This window comes from Kaistella sp. CFF1-2 (genome assembly GCF_059509915.1).
On the sequence record NZ_JCAKLF010000003.1, the window covers coordinates 219,407 to 242,548 of the forward strand.

18 protein-coding genes are annotated in these 23,142 nt (G+C 37.5%); 16 read left to right on the top strand and 2 right to left on the bottom strand.

Annotated elements, in window-relative coordinates; all coding sequences use genetic code 11:
- Nucleotides 1–110 precede the first annotated feature (110 nt).
- From AC5XHR_RS10270 to AC5XHR_RS10300, 7 genes are all read left to right on the top strand, one after another.
- Entirely contained in the window at nt 111–3,716 is a 3,606-nt protein-coding gene (locus AC5XHR_RS10270; RefSeq protein WP_495950699.1) for a phage tail-like protein, read from the top strand.
- Nucleotides 3,717–3,734: 18 nt separating this feature from the next.
- Nucleotides 3,735–4,292, top strand: coding sequence for a phage tail-like protein (locus AC5XHR_RS10275; protein WP_495950700.1), 558 nt, complete (start codon nt 3,735–3,737; stop codon nt 4,290–4,292).
- Nucleotides 4,293–4,436: 144 nt separating this feature from the next.
- A complete protein-coding gene (locus tag AC5XHR_RS10280) occupies nt 4,437–5,318 on the top strand; it encodes an SDR family oxidoreductase (RefSeq protein ID WP_495950701.1) in 882 nt (293 codons plus the stop codon).
- A gap of 101 nt (nt 5,319–5,419) precedes the next feature.
- Nucleotides 5,420–7,573 carry an alpha-N-acetylglucosaminidase gene (locus AC5XHR_RS10285; protein ID WP_495950702.1) on the top strand — a complete coding sequence of 718 codons (2,154 nt, stop codon included), beginning with the start codon at nt 5,420–5,422 and terminating at the stop codon, nt 7,571–7,573.
- Nucleotides 7,574–7,599: 26 nt separating this feature from the next.
- On the top strand, nt 7,600–9,813 hold the full coding sequence (locus tag AC5XHR_RS10290) for a M1 family metallopeptidase (protein WP_495950703.1): 2,214 nt from the start codon (nt 7,600–7,602) through the stop codon (nt 9,811–9,813).
- A gap of 97 nt (nt 9,814–9,910) precedes the next feature.
- Nucleotides 9,911–10,744 carry an endonuclease/exonuclease/phosphatase family protein gene (locus AC5XHR_RS10295; RefSeq protein ID WP_495950704.1) on the top strand — a complete coding sequence of 278 codons (834 nt, stop codon included), beginning with the start codon at nt 9,911–9,913 and terminating at the stop codon, nt 10,742–10,744.
- Between the two features lie 26 nt (nt 10,745–10,770).
- A complete protein-coding gene (locus AC5XHR_RS10300) occupies nt 10,771–12,876 on the top strand; it encodes a T9SS type B sorting domain-containing protein (RefSeq protein WP_495950705.1) in 2,106 nt (701 codons plus the stop codon).
- A 195-nt stretch (nt 12,877–13,071) separates the two neighbouring features.
- On the opposite strand, the gene clpB is transcribed toward AC5XHR_RS10300, so the two are convergent.
- Nucleotides 13,072–15,666 (bottom strand): ATP-dependent chaperone ClpB, encoded by a 2,595-nt coding sequence (gene clpB, locus AC5XHR_RS10305; RefSeq protein ID WP_495950706.1) that lies wholly within the window; start codon nt 15,664–15,666, stop codon nt 13,072–13,074.
- Between the two features lie 261 nt (nt 15,667–15,927).
- Between clpB and AC5XHR_RS10310 the strand changes: the two genes are divergently transcribed.
- From AC5XHR_RS10310 to AC5XHR_RS10350, 9 genes are all read left to right on the top strand, one after another.
- Nucleotides 15,928–17,016, top strand: a complete 1,089-nt coding sequence (locus AC5XHR_RS10310; protein WP_495950707.1) for a 2Fe-2S iron-sulfur cluster-binding protein — start codon at nt 15,928–15,930, stop codon at nt 17,014–17,016.
- A 168-nt stretch (nt 17,017–17,184) separates the two neighbouring features.
- On the top strand, nt 17,185–17,442 hold the full coding sequence (locus AC5XHR_RS10315) for a hypothetical protein (RefSeq protein ID WP_495950708.1): 258 nt from the start codon (nt 17,185–17,187) through the stop codon (nt 17,440–17,442).
- A 21-nt stretch (nt 17,443–17,463) separates the two neighbouring features.
- The gene (gene paaA, locus AC5XHR_RS10320) at nt 17,464–18,402 is read left to right on the top strand and encodes a 1,2-phenylacetyl-CoA epoxidase subunit PaaA (protein WP_495950709.1); all 939 of its coding nucleotides are present in this window, start codon (nt 17,464–17,466) and stop codon (nt 18,400–18,402) included.
- Between the two features lie 79 nt (nt 18,403–18,481).
- Nucleotides 18,482–18,763, top strand: coding sequence for a 1,2-phenylacetyl-CoA epoxidase subunit PaaB (gene paaB, locus AC5XHR_RS10325; RefSeq protein WP_495950710.1), 282 nt, complete (start codon nt 18,482–18,484; stop codon nt 18,761–18,763).
- Nucleotides 18,764–18,841: 78 nt separating this feature from the next.
- Nucleotides 18,842–19,588 (top strand): 1,2-phenylacetyl-CoA epoxidase subunit PaaC, encoded by a 747-nt coding sequence (gene paaC, locus AC5XHR_RS10330; protein ID WP_495950711.1) that lies wholly within the window; start codon nt 18,842–18,844, stop codon nt 19,586–19,588.
- A gap of 14 nt (nt 19,589–19,602) precedes the next feature.
- Nucleotides 19,603–20,061 (top strand): 1,2-phenylacetyl-CoA epoxidase subunit PaaD, encoded by a 459-nt coding sequence (gene paaD / locus AC5XHR_RS10335; protein ID WP_495950712.1) that lies wholly within the window; start codon nt 19,603–19,605, stop codon nt 20,059–20,061.
- A 14-nt stretch (nt 20,062–20,075) separates the two neighbouring features.
- Nucleotides 20,076–20,873, top strand: coding sequence for an enoyl-CoA hydratase/isomerase family protein (locus AC5XHR_RS10340; RefSeq protein ID WP_495950713.1), 798 nt, complete (start codon nt 20,076–20,078; stop codon nt 20,871–20,873).
- 73 nt (nt 20,874–20,946) lie between these two features.
- Nucleotides 20,947–22,086, top strand: coding sequence for a 3-hydroxyacyl-CoA dehydrogenase NAD-binding domain-containing protein (locus AC5XHR_RS10345; RefSeq protein WP_495950714.1), 1,140 nt, complete (start codon nt 20,947–20,949; stop codon nt 22,084–22,086).
- A 27-nt stretch (nt 22,087–22,113) separates the two neighbouring features.
- The gene (locus AC5XHR_RS10350; protein ID WP_495950715.1) at nt 22,114–22,527 is read left to right on the top strand and encodes a PaaI family thioesterase; all 414 of its coding nucleotides are present in this window, start codon (nt 22,114–22,116) and stop codon (nt 22,525–22,527) included.
- Here AC5XHR_RS10350 and AC5XHR_RS10355 read toward each other — a convergent pair.
- The gene (locus AC5XHR_RS10355; protein WP_495950716.1) at nt 22,522–23,127 is read right to left on the bottom strand and encodes a fumarylacetoacetate hydrolase family protein; all 606 of its coding nucleotides are present in this window, start codon (nt 23,125–23,127) and stop codon (nt 22,522–22,524) included. The genes AC5XHR_RS10350 and AC5XHR_RS10355 overlap by 6 nt on opposite strands.
- Nucleotides 23,128–23,142 lie beyond the last annotated feature (15 nt).

Genomic DNA, 23,142 nt, shown 5'->3' on the forward strand with positions numbered 1-23,142 from the left:
ATTTTTTAGCACTGATGCATTGAAAATGTAGTAAAACGTAGCCACACACTTTGTTTTGCGCCTTTGATGATGAAAATGTAGTCAAGTTTTAATTAATCAAAAATTAAATAATGAATAAAAAATTTATTCTATTACTTGTCTGTGCATTTAGTCTTGTTACATCACTAAGGTTTAAGGCGCAGATTGTTTTTCAAGAAGATTTTGGAAATTCATCGACAAGGGTGTATTCCGATTATGTTCCCGATGGATTAGGGTATTTTATCTTTGCAGATCCTAATACTACAAATAATCCCAACACTTCTGAGAACGAAATCCACTTAGCTCACGCGGTAGAAAATAACTATTACACCATTATCAATCCCTCCAATTTGTATGATAATCCTCCTGCTGGATATACTGGTTTTGGCTGGAAATGGAATGTTTCAGATATTGGAAATGGGACTTCAGGGGCTACAATGTTCATTAATGCAGGAGTTACCCTCAGTACATTTTACAAACGGCAGGTAGATCAAGATTTAGTTCCTGGAAATTACTATCGACTCAGTGTTCGCGCTTATTTACAAAACAGTCCTTCAAGAATTTCTTTAGAAATAATGTCAGCTAATGGTAGAACGACTCTAGCGCGCAAACTTCATGATCTTATTGGTGGTGGATGGCAAAATTATGAAGCTATCTTTAAAGTTCCCACTTGTACAAAAGCTGATCGGAAATATTTTATTTCACTTGTCAACGATTTAGCGCTACCAAATGGAAATGATTATGTTATTGATGATATAGTTTTAGAAAACCTTGGAAGTTCTTATGGAGGTTCTGCAATTACAATGAATTGTGACCCATCGGCCGAACCAAACGCAAATGACGATTATTACATCAATCAGCCTCAAGGTTTACCGATATCGTACAATGTACTTCAAAATGATAAATTGCATACTGATATAATGCCAACCCCAGAAACAGTTGAATTTTATCTTTTTGGAATTCGTAATTTAACAACGTTTGATGTTCCTGGAGAAGGGAATTGGTCGTATTCTAATGGGGTTCTTACTTTCACACCTTTGCCCGAATTTAAGGGTAATCCAACACCAGCTACCTATACAATTTTGGATAAAACCTACAATCTAAGTGGCGAACCAAACACGGATGCTACTCATACACCTGGTTCTGGAAACATTGTGGGAACAACCAATACGTTAGGTGCAGAAGCAAGAGCTAAAGTTTATTTCACCTATATAGGAAATCCAGTAGCAGCCGATGATATTGTCAATGGATATTATTGTAACCCTGCGAAACCAAACCCAATTTTAATTTCGATTTTGGATAATGACGAAATTTTTGATAAAACCAAAGCAACGTTAGACAACGTTTCTGTAAAGCTTTATGATAACTACGAGGTTGAACTTTCTGGAAATACGTACAATGCTTATGGAGAAGGAGTTTGGGAGTATTTTTCAAATTTGGGAATTCTTTCATTTACGCCAAGCCCAGGTTTCAATGGGACAACATATCCTATTTTTTATACGATTACAGACAAACGTTCTGGAACAGTGTATGAAGGAACAATGGCTTCCAAAACAAAAGTGATTGTCACAGCTCAACCGAATTCGAGTGGTGTTGATACAGATGGAGATGGAGTTCCAGATCAATGTGATCTTGATAAAGACAATGATGGAATTATGGATGTGGTAGAAAAATCGCAAGATAATTTGAATTCCGATGGAGATTCTTTACCTGACTATTTGGATTTGGATAGTGATAACGATGGGATTTCTGATTTACTAGAAGCTGGAGTTAATCCAACATTGGACGCAAATAACGATGGGAAAATTGATGCAGATAAGTTCATGGATAGTAATGACAATGGGTTACATGATTATTATGATCCTTATTGTTTTAATATTAGTTATGCATCATCAGCATCAGGTACTTCAGAAGTTCAAAATCCTTTGAACGCCATTGGTATGCCAGGATCAGATTATGCTACAATTGATACGTGGTCTAATACGTTTGTTTTTACATTGAGTACTTCCTCACCTATTGATACGGGTGCTAACATAAGCGTTTTCGCTAGCAAACTTCATGACTGGGCAACACCAAATATGACTATTCAAGATTTGTCTGGGAATTTATTAGCACGTTTTGAATTAACTACAGAAACTTCGCAATCCTATACTTTTGTAAATACAGGACAACCAACTTCTGGAATTAAGATTTCCACCGCAAACGCGCAAGGTGGCATGAGGATATATGGATTGGTTAATGAGAAATTTTGCGGTATTGGAGCTGTGCTTCCCCGTGATACAGATGGTGATGGAGTCCCCGATTATATTGATCTTGATAGCGATAACGATGGATGTTATGATGCGGTGGAAGGTTCAGGAAATTATACTCCAAACCAATTGAATAGTGGAAGACTTGTTGGGAATCCCAATGTTAATGGACTTATCGGTACACCCCAAGGGATTGGGACCTCTATTGAGGCTACGGTTTCAGATCCAGCCTGTAATTTGGCTCCAAATCAAAATGAAGTGGTAAGTTTATGTGAACCTTATGTTGTGGAATCCAATCCATCTTCTGCAGTAGCAACTATTACGTATGATTCTATAGCACAAGTACAACGGGTTTCAAACGGTGTCACCTATGGAAAGGGCGTAGGGAAACAACTTACTTCTTTTAAAACGGCTACTGCGGGTACTAGAACAATTCAGCGGATCGCACTTCCAATGTCCAAATTTTACATCCGTAGAAATAATGATCCTGCGCAGAAAGCAAGAGATATTTTATTTATTGAACGAGCAGGTACGCCTTTAAATGAACTTTCTGTTTCCTATCCTGAAAATATAGAAGATTTCTTTTCTCTTGGATATATCAATGCCGGTATTGATAACGTATTCAATAATAGCGGAGGTACTAATGCAAGTAATGCGGAACGTTTAGACGTGATTTTCGAGAAAGGATATAAAGTGGTAGATCCTAAAAATGAATTGATCCTAGTTACGGAAAGAGGAAGAAATGACAACGTTAATATTGCCGTAGTAAAAAGTATTAATACGACCAATCTGCCAACGGATTTGGGCGTTGTAAAGACAGTAGTTACTGGGCAGATGTATAATTTGCTAGGTACCAATATGAAATACAAAATCATTAAAAGAGAGAATCCAACGGATCTTTACGCGCATAGTCAGGATGGTGATCAACCAATTGGTCTTTCAGTAATTAGTTATCATGATCTTGGTGTAGTTGCAGGGGAAATCGTGTATGGGTATGTCCTTCTACCAAGTGACTATAATGCTTTAGGAGCAACTGCTTTAGAGTATGAAAAATTTCCCAAGAATACGATAGAGGGGTCTGGTGGTCATGATTTAGGTGTAGTCTATGGTGTTTTTACCGCCTGTGATACCTACGCTTGTTATAATTCTGAAATCAATATGAGTCCTGGTATTCCTGTAAATCACGGTATCACACTTCTAAATAGAGCTGGTGCTCAAAATGATAATTGGCCAATGGTTCGAAATTCTGCATTCACAGCAATTGAATCCAATAAAAAAGGTTTTGTAATTACCAGAATGTCAACTTTGGAAATTGAAGGTGATCTATCCAATCCAAGTAAAATCACGAATCCGCAAGAAGGGATGATGGTTTTCGATACGACGGAAAAATGTCTTAAACTTTATGATGGAACGAAATGGAGCTGCTTTTCAACGCCCTCATGTCCCTAACTTTTAATTTTTAGTAAAATGAAAAAATTAGTTTTCCTCGTGTTTGCAAGTATTTCAGCAAATGCATATGCGCAAGTAATCATCGGTGACGATAAAGGAACCGTGGTCGATAAAACCTCGGTGCTGTTAGAATTTGCGAAAAATAATGATGTTAATAAAAATTGTAAAGGCTTAATCATACCTTATGTTCAAGTTCTTCCAAGTTCGGGAGATGCAACAGAAGGTACAATTCTTCTTCACGCAGATGAAAATGGCGCGAAGTCTAGAATGAAATATTATAACGGCTCAGAATGGATTGATCTTAGCGGACGAGATGCGAATATTTCGTCAAGTTTAGTCATTCAAAATGGGAAGGCAGAAAAACCAGATGCAAAAGTGATTATTGGAAGTACCGAAACTGCGGCTAATGGAGCCTTGGTTTTAGAGTCGACGACAAAAGCGATGGTACTTCCAATTGTTGAAGATGTGATCAATATCCCAAGTCCTTCACCAGGAATGATGGTGTATGTGAAAAAAGACGGAGCAAAACGATTAGCGGTTTTCAATGGAAACGTTTGGTCGTTTTGGAGGTCGTAAAAAAATCAAATGCTTATATAGTTGTAAGAGTCACCACTTAATAAAGGGTGACTCTTTTTATTTAGTATTGTAGGCATTTCAATTTATCTTCAAATCCGACGTATTTTTTTAGAATTGAGTACATTTACATAAAATCAAAAATTTATGAATCCATATACACAGCCAATGCTTCGGGAAGATGCATTAAAAGATAAAGTAGCCATCGTAACGGGTGGTGGAAGCGGTTTGGGAAGGGCTATGACCAAATATTTTCTAGAATTAGGAGCGAAAGTTGTAATCACGTCTCGAAATTTGGAGAAATTGCAAACAACAGCAGCAGAACTTGAAGCGGAAACAGGTGGAAAAGTTTTGTGTGTCGCTTGTGATGTCCGAAATTGGGATGAGGTTGAAGCAATGAAAGATGCTGCAATTAAGGAGTTCGGAAAGATTGATATTTTGCTGAATAACGCCGCAGGAAATTTTATTTCACCAACTGAACGATTGACGCATTCAGCTTTTGATTCCATTTTGGATATTGTACTGAAAGGAACCAAAAACTGTACGCTTTGCGTTGGAAAACATTGGATTGATTCAAAATCTCCAGGAACTGTTTTAAATATTGTGACTACCTATGCGTGGACAGGTTCGGCTTATGTTGTGCCATCTGCTTGTGCTAAGGCTGGTGTTTTGGCGATGACAAGAAGTTTAGCGGTGGAATGGGCGAAATATGGTATTCGTTTTAACGCAATTGCTCCAGGCCCTTTCCCGACAAAAGGAGCTTGGGATCGTTTGTTGCCGGGGGATTTACAAGAGAAATTTGATATGAGAAAAAAGATTCCGCTTCGTAGAGTAGGTGAACATCAAGAATTGGCCAATTTAGCAGCATATTTGGTTTCTGATTTTTCAGCTTTTGTTAATGGCGAAGTCGTAACTATCGATGGTGGAGAGTGGCTTCAAGGAGCAGGCGAATTCAATATGCTAGAAGCAATACCGAACGAAATGTGGGATATGCTAGAACAAATGATCAAAGCGAAGAAATCGAAATAGATTTTTTTTTAAAGTATAAATTCAATGCGAACCTTATGTTCGCATTTTTTATTGTGAAATCTCCTGATTTTTCTATTTTTACAAGACACAATATCCAGAAAATGAGTTTACATAAAAAAATTACATTTTTTACTTTTCTTTTAATTTCAATTTTTAGCTTTTCCCAAAACTTCAATTCAGTAAAGGAATTGGCGAATCGGCAGTTTCCTTGGTTGAAGAATAAAGTGGTCGTTAAAAAACTAAAGAATAACAACAATAAAGATGGTTTCGAAATTCAAACCAAAGGGAATAAATTACATATCTCCGCAACTTCTGTCAGTGCGGCTTCAAAAGGTTTAGATTATTATGTGAAAACCTACGCGCATCAAAGCATCTCGCATATGGGAGATAATGTCCAGAATTTAACGTCGATGCCTCCAATTAAAGGGGTGATTCATAAAGATTCTGAGGTGAAATACCGCTATGCTTTGAATTATTGTACGATAAACTACTCTTTTAGTTTTTACACTTGGAAAGACTGGGAGAAAGAATTGGATTGGATGGCTCTTAATGGGGTTAATATTATGTTGGCGCCCGTTGGAACGGAGCAGGTTTGGTACAATACTTTGGTGAAATTGGGTTATACCGATGCCCAAGCTCGCGAGTTTATTCCAGGTCCAGGTTTTACAGCTTGGTGGCTCATGGGGAATCTTGAAGGTTGGGGCGGAGTAATGAGTAACGCTCAAATCAAGCAGCAAGCAGATCTGCAAAAGAAGATTCTTAAAAGAATGAATGATCTTGGGATTGAGCCAATTTTGCAAGGTTTCTACGGAATGGTTCCTCATGATTTAGGACAAAAATTAGAAGCATTTAAAGATGCGCCCATTATTGATCAAGGTAAATGGGTTTTTACGGAATTTACACGACCGGGAATCTTAGTTCCTACAACGCCTCATTTTAAGAAAATTGCCGATGTTTACTATTCTGAAATGAAGAAATTGTACGGAAACGATATTCATTATTTTGGGGGCGAACCTTTTCATGAAGGTGGAAAATCAAAAGATGTCAATATTGCTGAAGTTGGACACAAGGTACAAGAAGTGATGCAGCAACATTACCCCAATAGTTCTTGGGTTTTGCAAGGTTGGCAGAAAAATCCTTCCGATGAATTGCTGAAAGGTTTGAAGAAGGAAAATGTACTTATCATTGAACTTTTTGGAGAAAATACAGATAATTGGAATCAAAGAAAAGGCTATGACGGAACATCATTTATTTGGTCTAACGTGAGTAATTTCGGTGAGAAAAATGGATTGTATGGAAAATTGCAGCGTTTTATTGATGAGGTTTTCCGAATTAAAGCAAGTCCATATAAAGAAAATCTTGCTGGAGTTGGAATTATTCCTGAAGGTATCATTAATAATCCAGTGGCGTATGAGTTAATGTTGGATTTGGCTTGGCATGCAGAAAAACCAAATCTAGATTCGTGGCTTGAAAAATACAGTATTTCAAGATACGGAAAATCAAATCCGAAAATTATCGAAGCTTGGAAAGAATTTGCGCAAACGGTGTATTCTAATCCAGAAGTGTATCAAGAAGGCCCTTCAGAAAGTATTTTTTGTGCGAGACCTTCACTGAAAATTAAGTCGGTTTCATCCTGGGGAACGCGAAAACGTAATTACGACATTGAGCGTTTTAGAAAAGCGGTGCGCGTTTTTGCTTCAGTTCAAAATGAATTTAAAAATAGTGAAACCTACCAAAATGATTTAGTTGATTTTCTTCGTCAAGTTTGGGCAGATAAAGGAGATGCGGCGTATGCAGACCTCGTTCAAGCGATAGAATCAAAAAATACAACGGCAATTTCTACTTCAGGTGATCAGTTTTTGCAAATGGTTAAAGTTCAAGATGACTTGTTAAGTCGAGGAGAGTTTTTTACGTTGAATCGTTGGTTGGGTCAAGCGAAAGACTATGGACAGAACCTTCCCGATAAAGATCAAGTGATGTACAATGCGAAATCTCAAATTACATATTGGGGACCAGACAATCTTCCTAAAACGACTTTGAGAGATTATGCGCATAAAGAATGGAACGGTTTATTAGGGTCGTTGTACTACGATCGTTGGAAAGTATTCATCGATAATGCGAAAAATAACCAAATTACACCTGCCGCAACATTCTATGAAATGGAGGTAAAATGGTCTAAAAATCAGGATCAAACTTCAACTAAAAAAGTCGATGAAGAAAAATTTTTACGACTTCAAGAAACAATTCTTAAATAATTGCTACCTATACTAAAAGTAAGTTTATGAAAAATTTGAAAATTGCAGCATCGTTTTTGATTTTTGCTTTTTCGTTTAGTCATATCTCGGCTCAAGAAGCGGATAAATATAGCTACACGGAGGCTTTTAAACCCATTTATTCCACATTTGCAACGGAAACCCGTTCTGCAAGTGGTCAGCCAGGACATAACTACTGGCAAAATAAAGCCGATTATAAGCTGAAAGCGACTTTGAACGATGAGAAAAAAGAAATCACGGGAAGTACAGAAATTACGTATACCAATAATAGTTTCGATAATCTTGGATTTCTATGGTTGCAATTAGATCAGAATTTATTTAAAAAAGATTCGCGAGGAAATTCAGTAATCCCAATGGGAGGAAGTAGAAATGGAGCCAAAGGTCAAGCTTTTGACGGTGGTTACACGATTTCTTCGATTGAAATTACAACCTTGAATGGTAAAAAAACAAAAGTTAATCCAACGTATCGAATTTCAGACACTCGAATGCAAATTGATCTTCCACAAGATTTGAAAGCAAAAGGTGGCGTTGTTAATTTGAAAATCAATTATTCATTTGTTTCTCCAGATTATGGATCGGATCGAATGGGCGTTCAAGAAACGAAAAACGGGAAAATTTTCATCGTTGCCCAGTGGTATCCAAGAATGTGTGTTTATGATGATGTGATGGGTTGGAACACCCTTCCGTACCTTGGTGCAGGGGAATTTTATTTAGAGTATGGAGATTTTACAGCAGAATTTACCGTTCCGTCCAACCATTTTGTAGTCGCTTCGGGTGAATTACTGAACGAAAAAGATGTGTACACTTCCGATCAAGTTAAAAAATGGAACGAAGCGAAGAATAGTGAGAAAACCGTGATGATTCGTTCAGCTGCTGAAGTGGATAATGGTCCAAAAACAGCTTCAGGAACGAAAACTTGGAAATATAAAATGGATAATTCGCGTGATTTTGCATGGGCATCTTCGGCGGCATTTATTTTAGATGCGGCGCGAATTAACCTTCCATCAGGAAAAAAATCATTGGCGATTTCGGCTTATCCAGTTGAGAGTAACGGAAATAATGGTTGGGAACGTTCAACAGAATATACAAAAGCATCAATCGAGCATTATTCAAAACAATGGTTTGAGTATCCATATCCAGCGGCGACTAACGTAGCAGGAAATGCGGGCGGAATGGAATATCCGGGAATTGTTTTTTGCCACATGAACTCAAAAGGGGAGGATTTATGGGGAGTTACGGATCACGAATTTGGACACATATGGTTCCCAATGATTGTGGGTTCCAACGAAAGAATGCATGCGTGGATGGATGAAGGATTCAACACCTTTATTAACGGAATTTCTACAGAAAATTTCAACAAAGGAGAATATCATCATGATCAACCATTGCAATCGATGTCGTTTTTCTTTAACAATCCACGTTTTGAAGCGGTGGAAACGGCTCCTGATAATATGAAAGAATCCAATTTAGGAGCGTTAGCCTATTATAAGCCAGGAGCGGGATTGCAGATTTTACGTGATAACATTTTAGGGAAAGAGGTTTTCGACAAAGCGTTTAAAGAATATATCAAGCGTTGGGCCTATAAGCACCCAACTCCAGATGATTTCTTCCGTACGATGGAGAATGTTTCGGGCGAAGATTTATCCTATTTCTGGAGAGGCTGGTACCTTAACCGTTGGAAAATTGATCAAGCAATAACGAATGTATCATACGTTAATGGTGATTACAAGCAAGGTTCAACATATTCCGTAGAGAATATTGGAAAACTTCCAATGCCAATGGAGCTGGAAATTAAATTCAAAGATGGTAGTAAAGAAACAGCAAAACTTCCTGTCGAAGTTTGGAAACGTAACACCGAGTGGAAATTTAAACTTCCTACAACGAAAGAAATTGCGTCTGTGACTATTGATCCTAAGAAAAGTTTACCCGATGCAAACCCTGGAAACAACACATATAGCCTTACGGGCAATGCAGAAAAAATCAGTTTAAAAGACTATGTTGGTTCGTATGCATCGAAAGGAGTTCCTGTTAAATTCACTCTAAAAGAAGAAAATAATCAATTGATGGCTCAAGCTACAGGACAAGATTTTTTCCCATTGACGTATGAGGGTGAAGGGAAATTTACCTTCGGTTTAGCAGGAATCGAAATCAAATTTGCAAAAGACAAAAAGAGTTTTGATATCACGCAAAGTGGAAAAACGGTAACGTTTACCCGCGAATAAAAAGAAACGAAGTATAAAAAAAACCGATAGTGGAAACTGTCGGTTTTTTTATTTACGTTAGGAATTGTTTGTTACCTTTGGTTTTCAAATTAAAATTATGAGAAAATATCTTTCTATTGTTATGTTGGGGTTGGTTCCAATGCTGTTTGGGCAACAGTTTAAAGTGATGACGTTTAATATTCGTTTGTCATTGGATTCGGATAAAGAAAATGCGTGGACGAAGAGAAAAGACGATGCGATGGGGTTAATGGCGTATTATCATCCAGATATTATGGGGGTTCAAGAAGCGCTTCCACAGCAAATGCGTGATATAAAAGCAAAACTAACCAATTATGATTATATCGGAGTCGGTCGTGATGATGGGAAAGACGCTGGGGAATATTCCGCTATTTTTTATGATAAAAATCGATTAAAGGTTTTAGAATCGGGTACGTTTTGGTTAAGTGAGACGCCAGATGTTCCATCGAAAGGTTGGGATGCGGCTTATCCAAGAATTTGTACCTATGGTTTGTTTAAAGACTCCAAAACAGGAAAAAAATTTTGGGCGTTGAACTTGCATTTTGACCATGTGGGAAATGTAGCTCGCGTAAAATCTTCCCAAATGATTTTGGAGCGTATCAAAAAGATGAATCCCAAAAGTTATCCTTTGGTTCTAACAGGGGATTTCAATTTGACAGAAGATACGGAGCCTATTCAAATTATGTCAAAATCTTTGGATGATTCTTTCTATCATTCTAAAACACCGCATTACGGTCCAAAAGCAACATGGCAAGCGTTTGATGTCAATACCATTGCGAAAGATCGTATTGATTATATTTTTGTAAAAGGATTTACCGTGCTTTCGAATCGTACGATTAACGACCGTCGAAGTAATAATCTATATCCTTCGGATCATTTCCCTGTCCTAGCAGAAATTACATTTACTAAGTAAATTTATTTTTTATATTTTTATTCGGTTTGAAAACAAAATTATTCTTGTTGTTGATCTTGTTAAGTTTTGGATTTTTATCCAAGGCTCAATTGTGCGGTGGTTCATTTGGAGATCCTGTTTTCAAGGAAGATTTTGGCTCAGTTGCGACTTCTAGTCAGGTTATTTCAGGACCTTTGCAAGCGCCAGCATCTACATCTTATACATATTCATCTAATTTTCCACCTGATGATGGACAATATACGATCACGAATTTTACTCAACAGTATAGTGGTTGGCCGTGGGTGAGTATGGAAGATAACACGGTAGATGATGCTGGTCGGTCTGGGAATATGCTTGTTGTTAATGCGAGTCATACAGCTGGCGAATTCTACAGAAGGAGAGTGTCTACACTTTGTCCAAATCAAGTATATCGGTTTTCGGCATATATTTTAAACTTAATTCAACCTGGTTTTAATCAGATAAAACCCAATGTAACGATGCGGATTTTGAGTAGTTCGGGAGCGGTGTTGGGTGAAGTAAGTACGGGTGATATTGCGGAGGATCAAGAATGGCGAAATTATTATATTGATTTCCGATCTTCAGTAACTTCAGGCGATGTTGATGTGGTCTTGATAAATAATGCAGCTGGAGGAATTGGAAATGATTTGGCTATTGATGATATTACCTTTAGTCCGTGTGGTGCGGCGGTGTCACTTTCTGCGGATAAGCCTGTTTTTTCAGGTGTGTGCGATAATACGGCTAGCTTTGAGATGAAAGCGGATGTTCCATCTTCTGCATTTACGGACCTTAGATATATTTGGCAAAAAAGCACCGATAATGGAAAAACTTGGCAAGATGTGACTGGTCCAACAACAGATTCGAAGTTCGCGGTAAGTTCTGGGTCGTATCAAAATGGAGATCAATACCGCTATGTTGTGGCTGAGCAAACAAATATACTTTCAGCTAGTTGTCGTATTGCGTCAGAACCCTCTACGGTTCAGGTTTTAGGGTATCCTGAAAAGCCGGATAAAAAAACCTTTAATTTTTGTATAGGTTCAGCAGATGTAATTACAGGTGGCCATAATATTAAATGGTATTCCACGGAAACGTCTAATGATGGTTCTTTTACGGCGCCTATTGTAGATACTTCGAAGCTTGATAACTACAGTTTATGGATTAGCCAAACGCTAAACGGTTGTGAAAGTCCTCGGCAAGAGATATTTGTTAATATTGGTAGTGTTCCACCAAAACCTACGGCTTCAAATATTACAGTCTGTCAAGGTGATGTTGCTCCAGTTCTTACAGCAACTGGAACTAATTTAAGATGGTACACGCATCAGACTGGAGGTTCGGTTTACATGCAGACGCCAATTATAGATACGAGTAAACCGGGTGTTACTTCGTATTGGGTTTCTCAAAATACATTTTGTGAAGGTTTACGAAGTGAAGTCAAAGTCACTGTTGTTCCTGCACCGGTTCCGAATACATCGTTGGAAGCATCGCTTTGCGATGGAGATCTTGTTACGTTGGATGCGGGAGCTGGATTTGCATCGTACGAATGGTTGCTCGATACACCTGTTTTTTCAAGGTATTTACAAGTTACAGAAAGGGGAGTTTATAAAGTCAAAGTTTCGAATTCAAATGGATGTTCTGCAATATTTGATTATGAAGTGAAGTCTGGAGTTACACCAGAATTCGTTAAAATAATAAGTGGAGATTCGTTTATTGAAGTTGTCGCAACTGGAGGAACGCCACCGTATCAATACTCCATGGATGGTGTTAAATGGCAAGATTCGCCAAAATTTAATTCGCTTAAATCTGGGAAATATAAAGTTTACGTCAAATCGCAACTGAATACATGCATTGCAGTTGGAGAAACAACCGTTATTTCGGTTCCAAATTTTATTTCTCCTAATAACGATGGGAAGAATGATGTTTTTTCAATTCCTTTTATTAGTGATTATCCCAATGCAACACTTACGATATCAGATCGGCATGGGAAAACAATGTTTTCTTCCGTTAAGGAAAATACAATGATTTGGAACGGAATGTACCAGAATAGGTCTGTTCCTTCGGATTCGTATTGGTATCATTTGGATTTTGGGAACGGTTCAGAAAGAACCGGATGGCTCTTAGTGAAAAATAGAGATTAAGTAAATAAAAACCTCCGAAGAATTTTCGAAGGTTTTTTTTCGACCATTATTTGGAAGACTATTTAATGAAAAACCCTGAATTCAGGAGAACTCAGGGTTAAAAACACAAATAATGAAATTAAATTTATCTCTTTTATAAAGGCGAATATCGTGCCTTATTATGTTAACTAAAGTTAAACTTTTGTTAGTATTTTGTTACTTTTCAGTCGGTCTAAAAACCAAACCACTTTCAGGGAAGAAATCCATGGTGATTCTGTCGCCGTCGTTTACATTTCCGGCTAAGATTTCTTTAGACAACTTGTTCAAAACGTCTTGTTGAATGACTCTTTTCAAAGGTCTTGCTCCGAAAGCTGGGTCGTAACCTTTGTTCATTAAATAATCCAAAGCGTCTTGAGTTGCGGTCATCATAATGTTTCTTTGTGCAAGAAGCGCATTCAAACCTCGCAATTGATATTGTACGATTTTTCCGATATTCTTTTTGGTTAAAGGTTGGAAGAGTACAATTTCATCAATTCTATTCAAGAATTCCGGTCTTAAACTTTGTTTTAAAAGGTCAAAAACTTCTTCTCTCGTTTTGTCAAGAACTTCATCAAAATTGTTATCATCTAATTTTTCGAAATTTTCCTGAATTAAATGCGAACCTAAATTCGAAGTCATAATAATTATCGAGTTTTTGAAATTCACGACACGTCCTTTATTATCGGTTAATCGACCATCATCCAAAACTTGCAACAATGTGTTGAAAACATCGGGATGCGCTTTCTCGATTTCGTCCAAAAGCACCACAGAATAAGGCCTTCTTCTCACGGCTTCGGTCAATTGTCCGCCTTCATCATAACCAACGTATCCTGGAGGCGCACCAACCAAACGAGAAACGCTGTGACGCTCCTGATATTCGCTCATATCGATTCTCGTCATATTGTTTTCATCATCGAAAAGCAATTCCGCCAAGGCTTTTGCCAACTCGGTTTTACCAACACCCGTTGTTCCTAAAAATAAGAACGAACCAATTGGTTTTTTATCGTCGCTTAATCCAGCTCTATTTCTTCGGATGGCGTCTGCAACGGCTTGTATCGCTTCGTCTTGACCAACCACACGTTTGTGCAATTCGTCTTCCAAGTGCAATAATTTTTCTCTTTCGGATTGAATTAATTTGGTTACCGGAATTCCAGTCCATTTTCCAATCACTTCCGCAATGTTTTCAGAAGTTACTTCCTCTTTAATTAATTCATTTTGATGGTTTTGCATTTCCAATTCCACCTTTTGAAGTTCATCTTCTTTTTCGCGAAGTTTTCCGTATTGTATTTCAGCAACTTTTGCGTAATCGCCAGCTCTTGAAGCACGTTCAGCTTCCAATTTCAGAGCTTCTATTTCTTTTTTAATGTTGGTTAAATCTTCAGATTTTTGTTTCTCTTTTAACCATTTTGCATTAATATCATTTCTTTGTTCCGTAATTTTCGACAAATCTTCTTTTAAATGGTCGATTTTCGTTTGGTTGCCTTCTCTCGAAATAGCCGCCAATTCGATTTCCATTTGCATGATTTTTCTATCTAAAACATCCAATTCCTCTGGTTTTGAATTGATTTCCATTCTCAATTTTGCAGAAGCTTCATCAATCAAATCGATGGCTTTATCTGGTAAAAATCGGTCAGAAATATAACGCTGAGACATTTCCACAGCCGCAATAATCGCTTCGTCTTTGATGCGAACTTTGTGGTGCGCTTCGTATTTATCTTTAATACCTCTCAAAATCGAAATCGCAGATTCGGTATCTGGTTCTTCCACCATCACCTTTTGGAAACGTCTTTCAAGGGCTTTATCTTTTTCAAAATATTTTTGATATTCATTCAAAGTTGTTGCGCCAATTGCGCGAAGTTCACCTCTTGCCAAAGCGGGTTTCAAAATATTGGCTGCATCCATCGCGCCTTCGCCACCTCCAGCTCCAACCAAAGTGTGGATTTCATCGATGAAAAGGATAATTTGTCCGTCCGATTTCGTTACTTCATTTACCACTGATTTCAAACGCTCTTCGAATTCACCTTTGTATTTTGCACCAGCAATCAAAGCGCCCATATCCAGTGAATAAAGGGTTTTGTCCATCAAATTTTCAGGAACGTCACCAGAAATAATTCTATGCGCAATTCCCTCTGCAATCGCTGTTTTACCAACACCAGGTTCTCCAATTAAAATCGGATTATTCTTGGTTCTTCTTGAAAGAATTTGCAAAACTCTACGAATTTCTTCGTCACGACCGATCACTGGGTCTAATTTCCCTTCAGCAGCGAGTTCGTTGAAGTTTTTTGCGTATTTATTTAAACTTTGATAGGTTTCCTCAGAACTTGCAGATGTCGCTTTCGAACCTTTACGAAGTTCTTTAATTCCGCCTTCCAAAAGGCTTTTTGTAACGCCCATGTCTTTTAACATTTGTGATACGGGAGAATTTACTTCAATTAAAGACAGCCAAAGATGCTCAATGGTAACGTACTCGTCGCCCATTTTTTTAGCAATATTCGGTGCGTCCAGCAAAACTTTATTTGCGTTTTGAGAAAGATAAATGTTTCCACCTTCAACTTTTGGAAGTTTCTCAATACTTTCGCGGTTTCTGGCTCTTACCAAATCGGCGTCAGCTTCGGATTTTTTCAAAAGGAAAGGCGATATATTTTCATCCACTTGGAAGATTCCTTCCAAAAGATGTTGCGGTTCAATCTGTTGGTTGCCAAACTCCATTGCTACTTGTTGTGCAGCTTGGATGGCTTCTTGCGATTTTACTGTGTATTGATTTAAGTTCATATATGTAATTGGTATTTTCTAAATTAATGTATTTGCAAAATAGAATTGCAAAAACTATACTTTTCGAATTAAAACCCATAATTATGTCAAAAATTCCGAAATTTTTAAAAACATTTATTTTGAATATGACAAAATTTCTTAATTTTTGATTTTTAAGTGAAATTGATATGCTTTATTGACTTGTTTTACTGAATTAAATTTTGGTTTTCTACTTAACTGATTAATCTTTATATTTGGAATCAGCACTTAATAGAAATTTTCATGCAGCATTTTCATCCACTTCGTGTGGCTCAATTAATCAAAGAAACCAACGATTGCGTACATATCGGTTTTGAAATTCCACAAGAGCTTAAACATGCTTTTTTGTTCAAGCAAGGTCAATACCTAACGGTGCGACACCTTGAAAATGGGGAAGATTTGCGTAGGTCATATTCTATTGTGAACGCACCTTCGGAATCGTCCCAATTGGTAGAAGTTTTGGTTAAAAAACTTGAAAATGGAGTGGTTTCTTCTTTTTTGAATGATCATTTGGTTGAAAATCAAACGTTAGAAGTTTTGGCGCCGCAAGGTCATTTTTACACGCATTATCACCCTTCAAACGAAAAGGTTTATGTAGGAATTGCTGCGGGAAGTGGTATTTCGCCTGTTTTATCTAACGTTGTCGAAGGTTTATATCAGGAACCAAAAAGTTCAGCATATCTTTTTTTTAGCAATAAAAGCACGAATCAAATTATTTTCAAAGAGCGTATAGATGGATTGGTCGAAAAGTTTCAAGGTCGTTTAAAAGTAGTTTATTTGCTTTCTCGTGAGAAACATATTGAAAATGAATTGTTTGAAGGTCGAATTTCAGCCGAAAAATTGAATGCTTTGCTCGAGTTTTTTCCTGAGATTCCGGCGCAAGAAGCAACGTTTTTCATTTGTGGGCCAACGGATATGATTAAAAGTATCAGTACATTTCTGAAAGAAGAGAAGAAAGTGCCGTCATTGCAAGTGATGTATGAATATTATACACCACCAGATGATGAAGAAAATGCAGAGAAAAGTGAAGAATTCAAGAAAATACCGAACATCGAAAGTTTCGTAACCTTGATTATCGATGACGACGAATATAATATCCATTTAAATTCCAAAAAGGAAAGTATTTTGGATAAGGCTTTGAAAGATCAATTGCCTGTTCCTTTCGCTTGTAAAGGCGGAGTTTGTTGTACGTGTAAAGCGCAAGTGATGGAAGGAGAGGTGTTTATGGAGAAGAATTTTGCTTTAACGGAAGATGAAGTGGAGCGCGGTTTTGTACTGACTTGTCAATGCCATCCTGTAACGAATATCGTCATGTTGAACTACGATGTTTAGTGGAGTGTGAATGCGTGAAGTTGTTAATTTGTAAATGTGTGAAGTTCTTTATGTTGCTATTTATTGGTAAGATCATTGACGAATCAACGAATTAGCAAATCAACAAAAAATCCTATTTGCATTTTTATTGGTAACTTAGAAAAGGTTTAACTCTTAAAATTTAATCCGATGAATAAATGGAAATTTGCTTCGTTTATTGAAGTTGACAAAGAGTTTCGAGTAAGTGGACTCAATATTTGGAATTATTATTGGCATTGCTCCGATCGTAAAGTAGAAGTTTTATGTCCGCAAGAAGGGCAGATTTATTTTTTCAAAGAATATGAAATTCAAACTCCTGAAAAGTCGGTACAGTTTGTTGCGGGTGAGTTTGCAGATGCGACAATCGGTATTTATTTGAAAGACGACCTGCATGACGGTCGCATTTAATTTAGAAATCCAAAAAATAGAATGGATCACGATAAGTTTTTAGAATACGTTCAGGCCGAAAATAAAGTCGAGCCGAAAGACGTGATGCCCGATGATTATCGGAAATTGTTAGTTCGTCAGATTTCGCAACATGCACATTCAGAGGTTGTTGGAATGCTTCCGGAGGCCAATTGGATTAGCCGTGCGCCTTCTTTGAGGAGAAAAATGGCTCTTTTGGCGAAAATTCAAGATGAGGCGGGACATGGTTTGTATTTGTATGCGGCGACCGAAACCTTAGGAAACGGTACCATTACAGCGGATCGAGATGCAGCTTACAACGATATGCTTGAAGGTAAGGCGAAATATTCTAGTATTTTCAATTATCCAACGTTAAGTTGGGCAGATATTGGTGCGATTGGTTGGCTGGTAGATGGCGCCGCAATTATGAATCAAGTGATGTTGATGGGGAATTCCTACGGTCCGTATGCTCGTGCGATGGTTCGTATTTGTAAGGAAGAATCGTTTCACCAACGTCAAGGATATGAAATTTTGATGACGCTTTGCCGTGGAACCAAACAACAAAAAGAAATGGCTCAGCAAGCGTTAAATCGTTTCTGGTGGGCAGCTTTAATGATGTTCGGGCCAAATGATGATGCATCTCCAAATTCTCAAAAATCGATGAACTATCGTGTAAAAAGAGAGAGTAACGATCATTTAAGACAACGTTTTATTGATGTTACCGTTCCTCAAGCCGAATTCTTGGGTTTGAAAATTCCAGATGAAAACTTAAAGTGGAATGAAGAACGTGGTCATTATGACTTTGGCGACTTACCTTGGGATGAATTCATGGAAGTGCTTAAAGGAAATGGGCCATGCAATAAAAAACGTTTGGAAACGAAAGTTAAAGCGCAACAAGAAAATTCTTGGGTGAAAGAAGCGGCTTTAGCCTTTTCCAAAAATCAAAAGAAAGAAGAAGTGTAAATAATGAGTTAATTGGATGATGAGTTAATTTGAAAATGAATTATCGCATTATCACATTCACAAATTTTCAAATTTTAATATGGCAAACTTAGATATGTGGGAAGTTTTTATTCAAACAAAACCAGGACTTTCTCACAAGCATGCAGGAACCGTACAAGCTCCAACAGCAGAAATGGCATTGCAAAATGCACGTGATGTGTATACAAGACGTAAAGAAGGAACGTCCATTTGGGTGGTGCCTAGTCAATATATTGTGACTTCGGAAGGAGTTGATAAAGAAGCTTTTTTCGATCCTGCTGATGACAAATTATACCGTCATCCAACCTTTTATCAAATTCCAAACGACGTAAAAAATATGTAATCTTTTGTAAAATTTACTACGTACAAGGTAAAACGTACTTTGTACATAGTACATTTTACATGATACAAAAAAGAAAAAATGAATCCATTATATTACTATTTACTAAAATTAGCGGATGATACCCTGATTATGGGTCAGCGTTTGGCAGAATGGTGCGGGAAAGGTCCGTATTTGGAGGAAGATATCGCGCTTACGAACGTGGCTTTGGATTATTTGGGCCAATCAAGTAATCTCTATAAATACGCAACACAGTTTACAGAAGGAAAGACGGAAGATGATTTGGCTTTTCTACGATACGAACACGAGTATTTGAACGCTCAATTGGTTGAATTTCCAAATGGAGATTACGCACAAACCATCTTGAAAGTCTATTTTTTTAGTGTTTTTCAGAAGATTGTTTATGGAAATTTGATGAATAGTACTGATGAGCAACTCGCTGCGATTGCAGAAAAATCTCTAAAAGAAGTAAAATACCATTACACGCATTCTAAATCTTGGGTAGAAATTTTTTCTAATGGTACCGAAGAGAGTAAATTGCGCTTAGAAAAAGGTATTCAGAATTTGTGGGAATATACCGGTGGTTTGTTTGATACAACGGAAGGTGAAGAAGATTTAGTAAAACTAGATATAGTTCCAAATCCAACAGATTTGCAAGCAGCTTGGTTGAATCAAGTAAAATCGGATTTCTTAAAATTTGGAATTGCACTTCCTGAAGATGAATTTATGCAAAAAGGAAGTAGAAAAGGAGTTCATACAGAATATTTCGGCTATATCCTTTGCGAATTACAATACATGCAAAGAGCATATCCAGGCTGCGCTTGGTAGTGAAAAATCAGAATATGAAAGATCTTTGGGAGCTTTTAAAAACCATTCCCGATCCTGAAATTCCGGTTATCGATATTGTGGAATTGGGGATTGTTCGCGATGCTCAATATGTGGATGCTCGGGATGTGAAAATTTGGATAACACCAACGTATTCGGCGTGTCCAGCGATGTATTCCATTGAAGAAGATATCGTGAGTTTGTTAAAAAAGGAAGGTTTGGTTGCGGAAGTAATTACGCAACTTTCTCCAGTTTGGACAACGGATTGGATTACAGAAGAGGCAAGAGAAAAACTTCGCGTTTACGGGATTGCGCCGCCTGATCAAGAGGGTGAAAATTGGGAAAAGCCTGTTCTTTGTCCTCGTTGTCAATCCCCACAAACCAAGATGATTAGCCGCTTTGGATCTACGTTGTGTAAAGCTTCGTATCAATGTGAATCGTGCTTAGAGCCTTTTGATTATTTTAAATGCCATTAGAAAAAAATTAAATTATGTATAATCAATTCGAAATTGAAACCCATTTAGAGGGGAAATTAAAAATAGCGTATCTCAACCAACCGGAGATCATGAATGCGATCACCAAGCCTTTGTTAAAGGAGCTTAAACAGTTTTTTGATGAATGTTCTAATGATGAAACGGTGCGTTGTGTTGCTATTTCAGGACGTGGTAGGGCATTTTGTTCAGGGCAGAATTTAGGTGAAGCTCTAAATATGGATGCCAAAAATGATGATGCGGTCATTGTTCGAATTGTTGAAGATTACTACAATCCAATGGTGAAATCCATTGTGGAGTGTCGTAAACCAGTTATTTCTTTGGTAAATGGAGCTGCCGTTGGAGCTGGAGCGATGTTAGCATTGATTTGTGATTTTACATTAGCAACAAAAAGTTCGTATTTCGCACAATCATTTGTAAATATTGGACTGATTCCCGATACAGCGGGAACGTATTATTTACCAAAATTGTTGGGTAGACAATTAGCAAGTTATTTGGCTTTCACAGGAAAGAAATTAAGTGCTGAAGAAGCTAAAAATATGGGTTTAATTGCTGAGGTTTTTGAAGACGAAACCTTTGCTGAAAATTCGATCGAAATCTTAACTCGAATTTCAAATATGCCTACGAAAGCAATTAGCATTACGAAAAAAGCGTTTAACGAATCGTATTCAAATTCGTTAGATAAGCAGTTGGAAGGTGAAGCAAAATGGCAACAAGCAGCTGCTAAATCAGAAGATTTTATGGAAGGTGTAACCGCCTTTTTACAAAAAAGAAAACCTGAATTTAAAGGGAAATAAATCTTTCAGAACTTAGATTTTAGAGGTTGGAAATTAGTCTAATATCTAATATCTAACGTCTAACATCTAGAATATGAAAAGAGTAGGAATTATAGGAGCGGGAACAATGGGGGTAGGAATCGCTCAAGTGGCGGCAACTAACGGTTGTTTCGTAACTATTTTTGATGCAAATTCTCAACAAGCGGAAAAAGCAAAATTTGGATTGCAATCAACGATAGAGAAGTTGGTTTCGAAAGGAAAAATTTCTCAAGAGCAAGGTGATTCTATTCTTTCTAATTGTGTTTTTTGTTCGAGTTTATCGGATTTGGCTCAAAGCGAGTTGATTATTGAAGCCATTGTTGAAAATAAAGAAATCAAGTATCAAGTTTTTACCGAGTTGGAATCTTTGGTTTCGGAAACTTGCATTTTAGCTTCCAATACTTCGTCGATTTCAATCACGTCTTTAGCTTCATGTTTGAAAAAACCAGAACGTTTTATTGGAATTCACTTTTTCAATCCAGCGCCATTAATGCCATTGGTAGAAATTATTCCAGGATTGTTGACGGATACTAAATTAAGTTCTGAAATGCTTCAATTGATGGCAGATTGGGGTAAAGTTCCCGTTTTAGCGAAAGATATTCCCGGTTTTATTGTCAACCGAATTGCGCGACCTTTTTACGGTGAAGGTTTACGAATTGTAGAGGAGGGAATCGCTACTCCAGAACAAGTGGATGATGCGATGCGCAGTCTTGGGAATTTTAAAATGGGACCTTTTGAGTTGATGGATTTAATTGGTATTGATGTAAATTTTGCGGTTACCAAAACCGTTTATCAAGACTATTTTTACGATAAAAAATACCAACCGAGTTTGCTTCAGCAGCGCATGAGTGAAGCAAAATTGTGGGGAAGAAAAACCGGACGCGGATTTTACAATTATGCAGAAAACGCAGAAAACCCAATTCCGGACACGAATGAGAAGTTGTACACAGAGATTTTCAACCGAATTATAGCGATGTTAATTAACGAAGCAGTTGAAGCAAAACGTTTGAAAGTCGCTTCGGATGAAGATTTGGATTTGGCGATGATGAAAGGTGTTAATTATCCAAAAGGCTTATTGGCTTGGGGCGAAGAAATTGGTTTTGATCGAATTTCAAAAACACTTCACGATCTGTACGAAACCTATCAAGAAGAACGATACAGACAAAGTCCTTTGCTTCGAAAACTAGCAAATTAAGTATCAAAAATCTACAAAAAACAAACAATGAATCCGAAAGAGCTTGCTCAATATATGCTGAATCAAGACGCTTTTTCCCAATGGATGGGCGTAAAAATTATCGATGTAACCGAGAAATATTGCTTACTAGAAATGCCTGTTCGTCCCGAAATGATCAACGGACTTCGAACGGTTCACGGCGGTGTTACGTTTGCCTTTGCAGATACGGCTTTGGCGTTCTCTTCAAACAATACCAACGATGCTTCTGTGGCGCTTAATTGCGTAATCAATTTCACCAAAGCGGTTCGCGAAGGAGATACGTTGAGAGCGGAAAGTATTTTGGTTTCTGATACCCGAAAAACGGGGATTTATGATATTAAAATCACCAATCAAAACAACGATTTAGTAGCGTCGTTTCGAGGAACGGTTTATAAACTTGGAAAAGCAGTTACGGATTTATAAAACCCGTAAATCCAATACTTTTTCGTCTTGAAGAAAGGCTTGCAAGATATCCTTTTCATCAACTTTTCCAACACCGGCTGGTGTTCCTGTAAATATCAAATCGCCAACACGTAATGTGAAATACTGTGAGACAAAAGCAATGATAGAATCCATACTAAACATCATTCGCATCGTATTTCCATCCTGAACTTTTGCTCCATTTTTCAACAATGAAAACGAAAGATTTTCTAAATCGTAATTGGCTTTAGGAAAGAATGGACTTAAAACTGCGGAACCATCAAAACCTTTGGCAAGTTCCCAGGGAAGACCTTTTGATTTCAGTTCCGATTGCAAATCACGTGCGGTAAAATCAATTCCCAAACCGATTTCTTCGTAGTGTTTAGCGGCGTTTTCTTTTTGAATGTACTTTCCACCTTTTGAAATTTTCACAACCACTTCAACTTCATAATGAACATCGTTGGAAAACTCGGGGATATAAAAATCATTTCCCTTCAAAACAGCCGTGTCGGGCTTCATGAAAATCACAGGTTTATCGGGAATTTCGTTTCCTAATTCTTTAGCATGTTCCGAATAATTTCTACCAATACAGATTATTTTCATGAGGAGTTTTGAATT

Bases quoted from the DNA above. Each gene is read 5' to 3' on its own strand.
- paaB (WP_495950710.1), top strand. From the start codon at position 18,482: ATGGCAAACTTAGATATGTGGGAAGTTTTTATTCAAACAAAACCAGGA.
- AC5XHR_RS10345 (WP_495950714.1), top strand. From the start codon at position 20,947: ATGAAAAGAGTAGGAATTATAGGAGCGGGAACAATGGGGGTAGGAATC.
- paaC (WP_495950711.1), top strand. From the start codon at position 18,842: ATGAATCCATTATATTACTATTTACTAAAATTAGCGGATGATACCCTG.
- AC5XHR_RS10275 (WP_495950700.1), top strand. From the start codon at position 3,735: ATGAAAAAATTAGTTTTCCTCGTGTTTGCAAGTATTTCAGCAAATGCA.
- AC5XHR_RS10355 (WP_495950716.1), bottom strand. From the start codon at position 23,127: ATGAAAATAATCTGTATTGGTAGAAATTATTCGGAACATGCTAAAGAA.
- AC5XHR_RS10280 (WP_495950701.1), top strand. From the start codon at position 4,437: ATGAATCCATATACACAGCCAATGCTTCGGGAAGATGCATTAAAAGAT.
- AC5XHR_RS10340 (WP_495950713.1), top strand. From the start codon at position 20,076: ATGTATAATCAATTCGAAATTGAAACCCATTTAGAGGGGAAATTAAAA.
- AC5XHR_RS10350 (WP_495950715.1), top strand. From the start codon at position 22,114: ATGAATCCGAAAGAGCTTGCTCAATATATGCTGAATCAAGACGCTTTT.
- clpB (WP_495950706.1), bottom strand. From the start codon at position 15,666: ATGAACTTAAATCAATACACAGTAAAATCGCAAGAAGCCATCCAAGCT.
- AC5XHR_RS10285 (WP_495950702.1), top strand. From the start codon at position 5,420: ATGAGTTTACATAAAAAAATTACATTTTTTACTTTTCTTTTAATTTCA.
- paaA (WP_495950709.1), top strand. From the start codon at position 17,464: ATGGATCACGATAAGTTTTTAGAATACGTTCAGGCCGAAAATAAAGTC.
- AC5XHR_RS10315 (WP_495950708.1), top strand. From the start codon at position 17,185: ATGAATAAATGGAAATTTGCTTCGTTTATTGAAGTTGACAAAGAGTTT.
- AC5XHR_RS10310 (WP_495950707.1), top strand. From the start codon at position 15,928: ATGCAGCATTTTCATCCACTTCGTGTGGCTCAATTAATCAAAGAAACC.
- paaD (WP_495950712.1), top strand. From the start codon at position 19,603: ATGAAAGATCTTTGGGAGCTTTTAAAAACCATTCCCGATCCTGAAATT.
- AC5XHR_RS10270 (WP_495950699.1), top strand. From the start codon at position 111: ATGAATAAAAAATTTATTCTATTACTTGTCTGTGCATTTAGTCTTGTT.
- AC5XHR_RS10290 (WP_495950703.1), top strand. From the start codon at position 7,600: ATGAAAAATTTGAAAATTGCAGCATCGTTTTTGATTTTTGCTTTTTCG.
- AC5XHR_RS10295 (WP_495950704.1), top strand. From the start codon at position 9,911: ATGAGAAAATATCTTTCTATTGTTATGTTGGGGTTGGTTCCAATGCTG.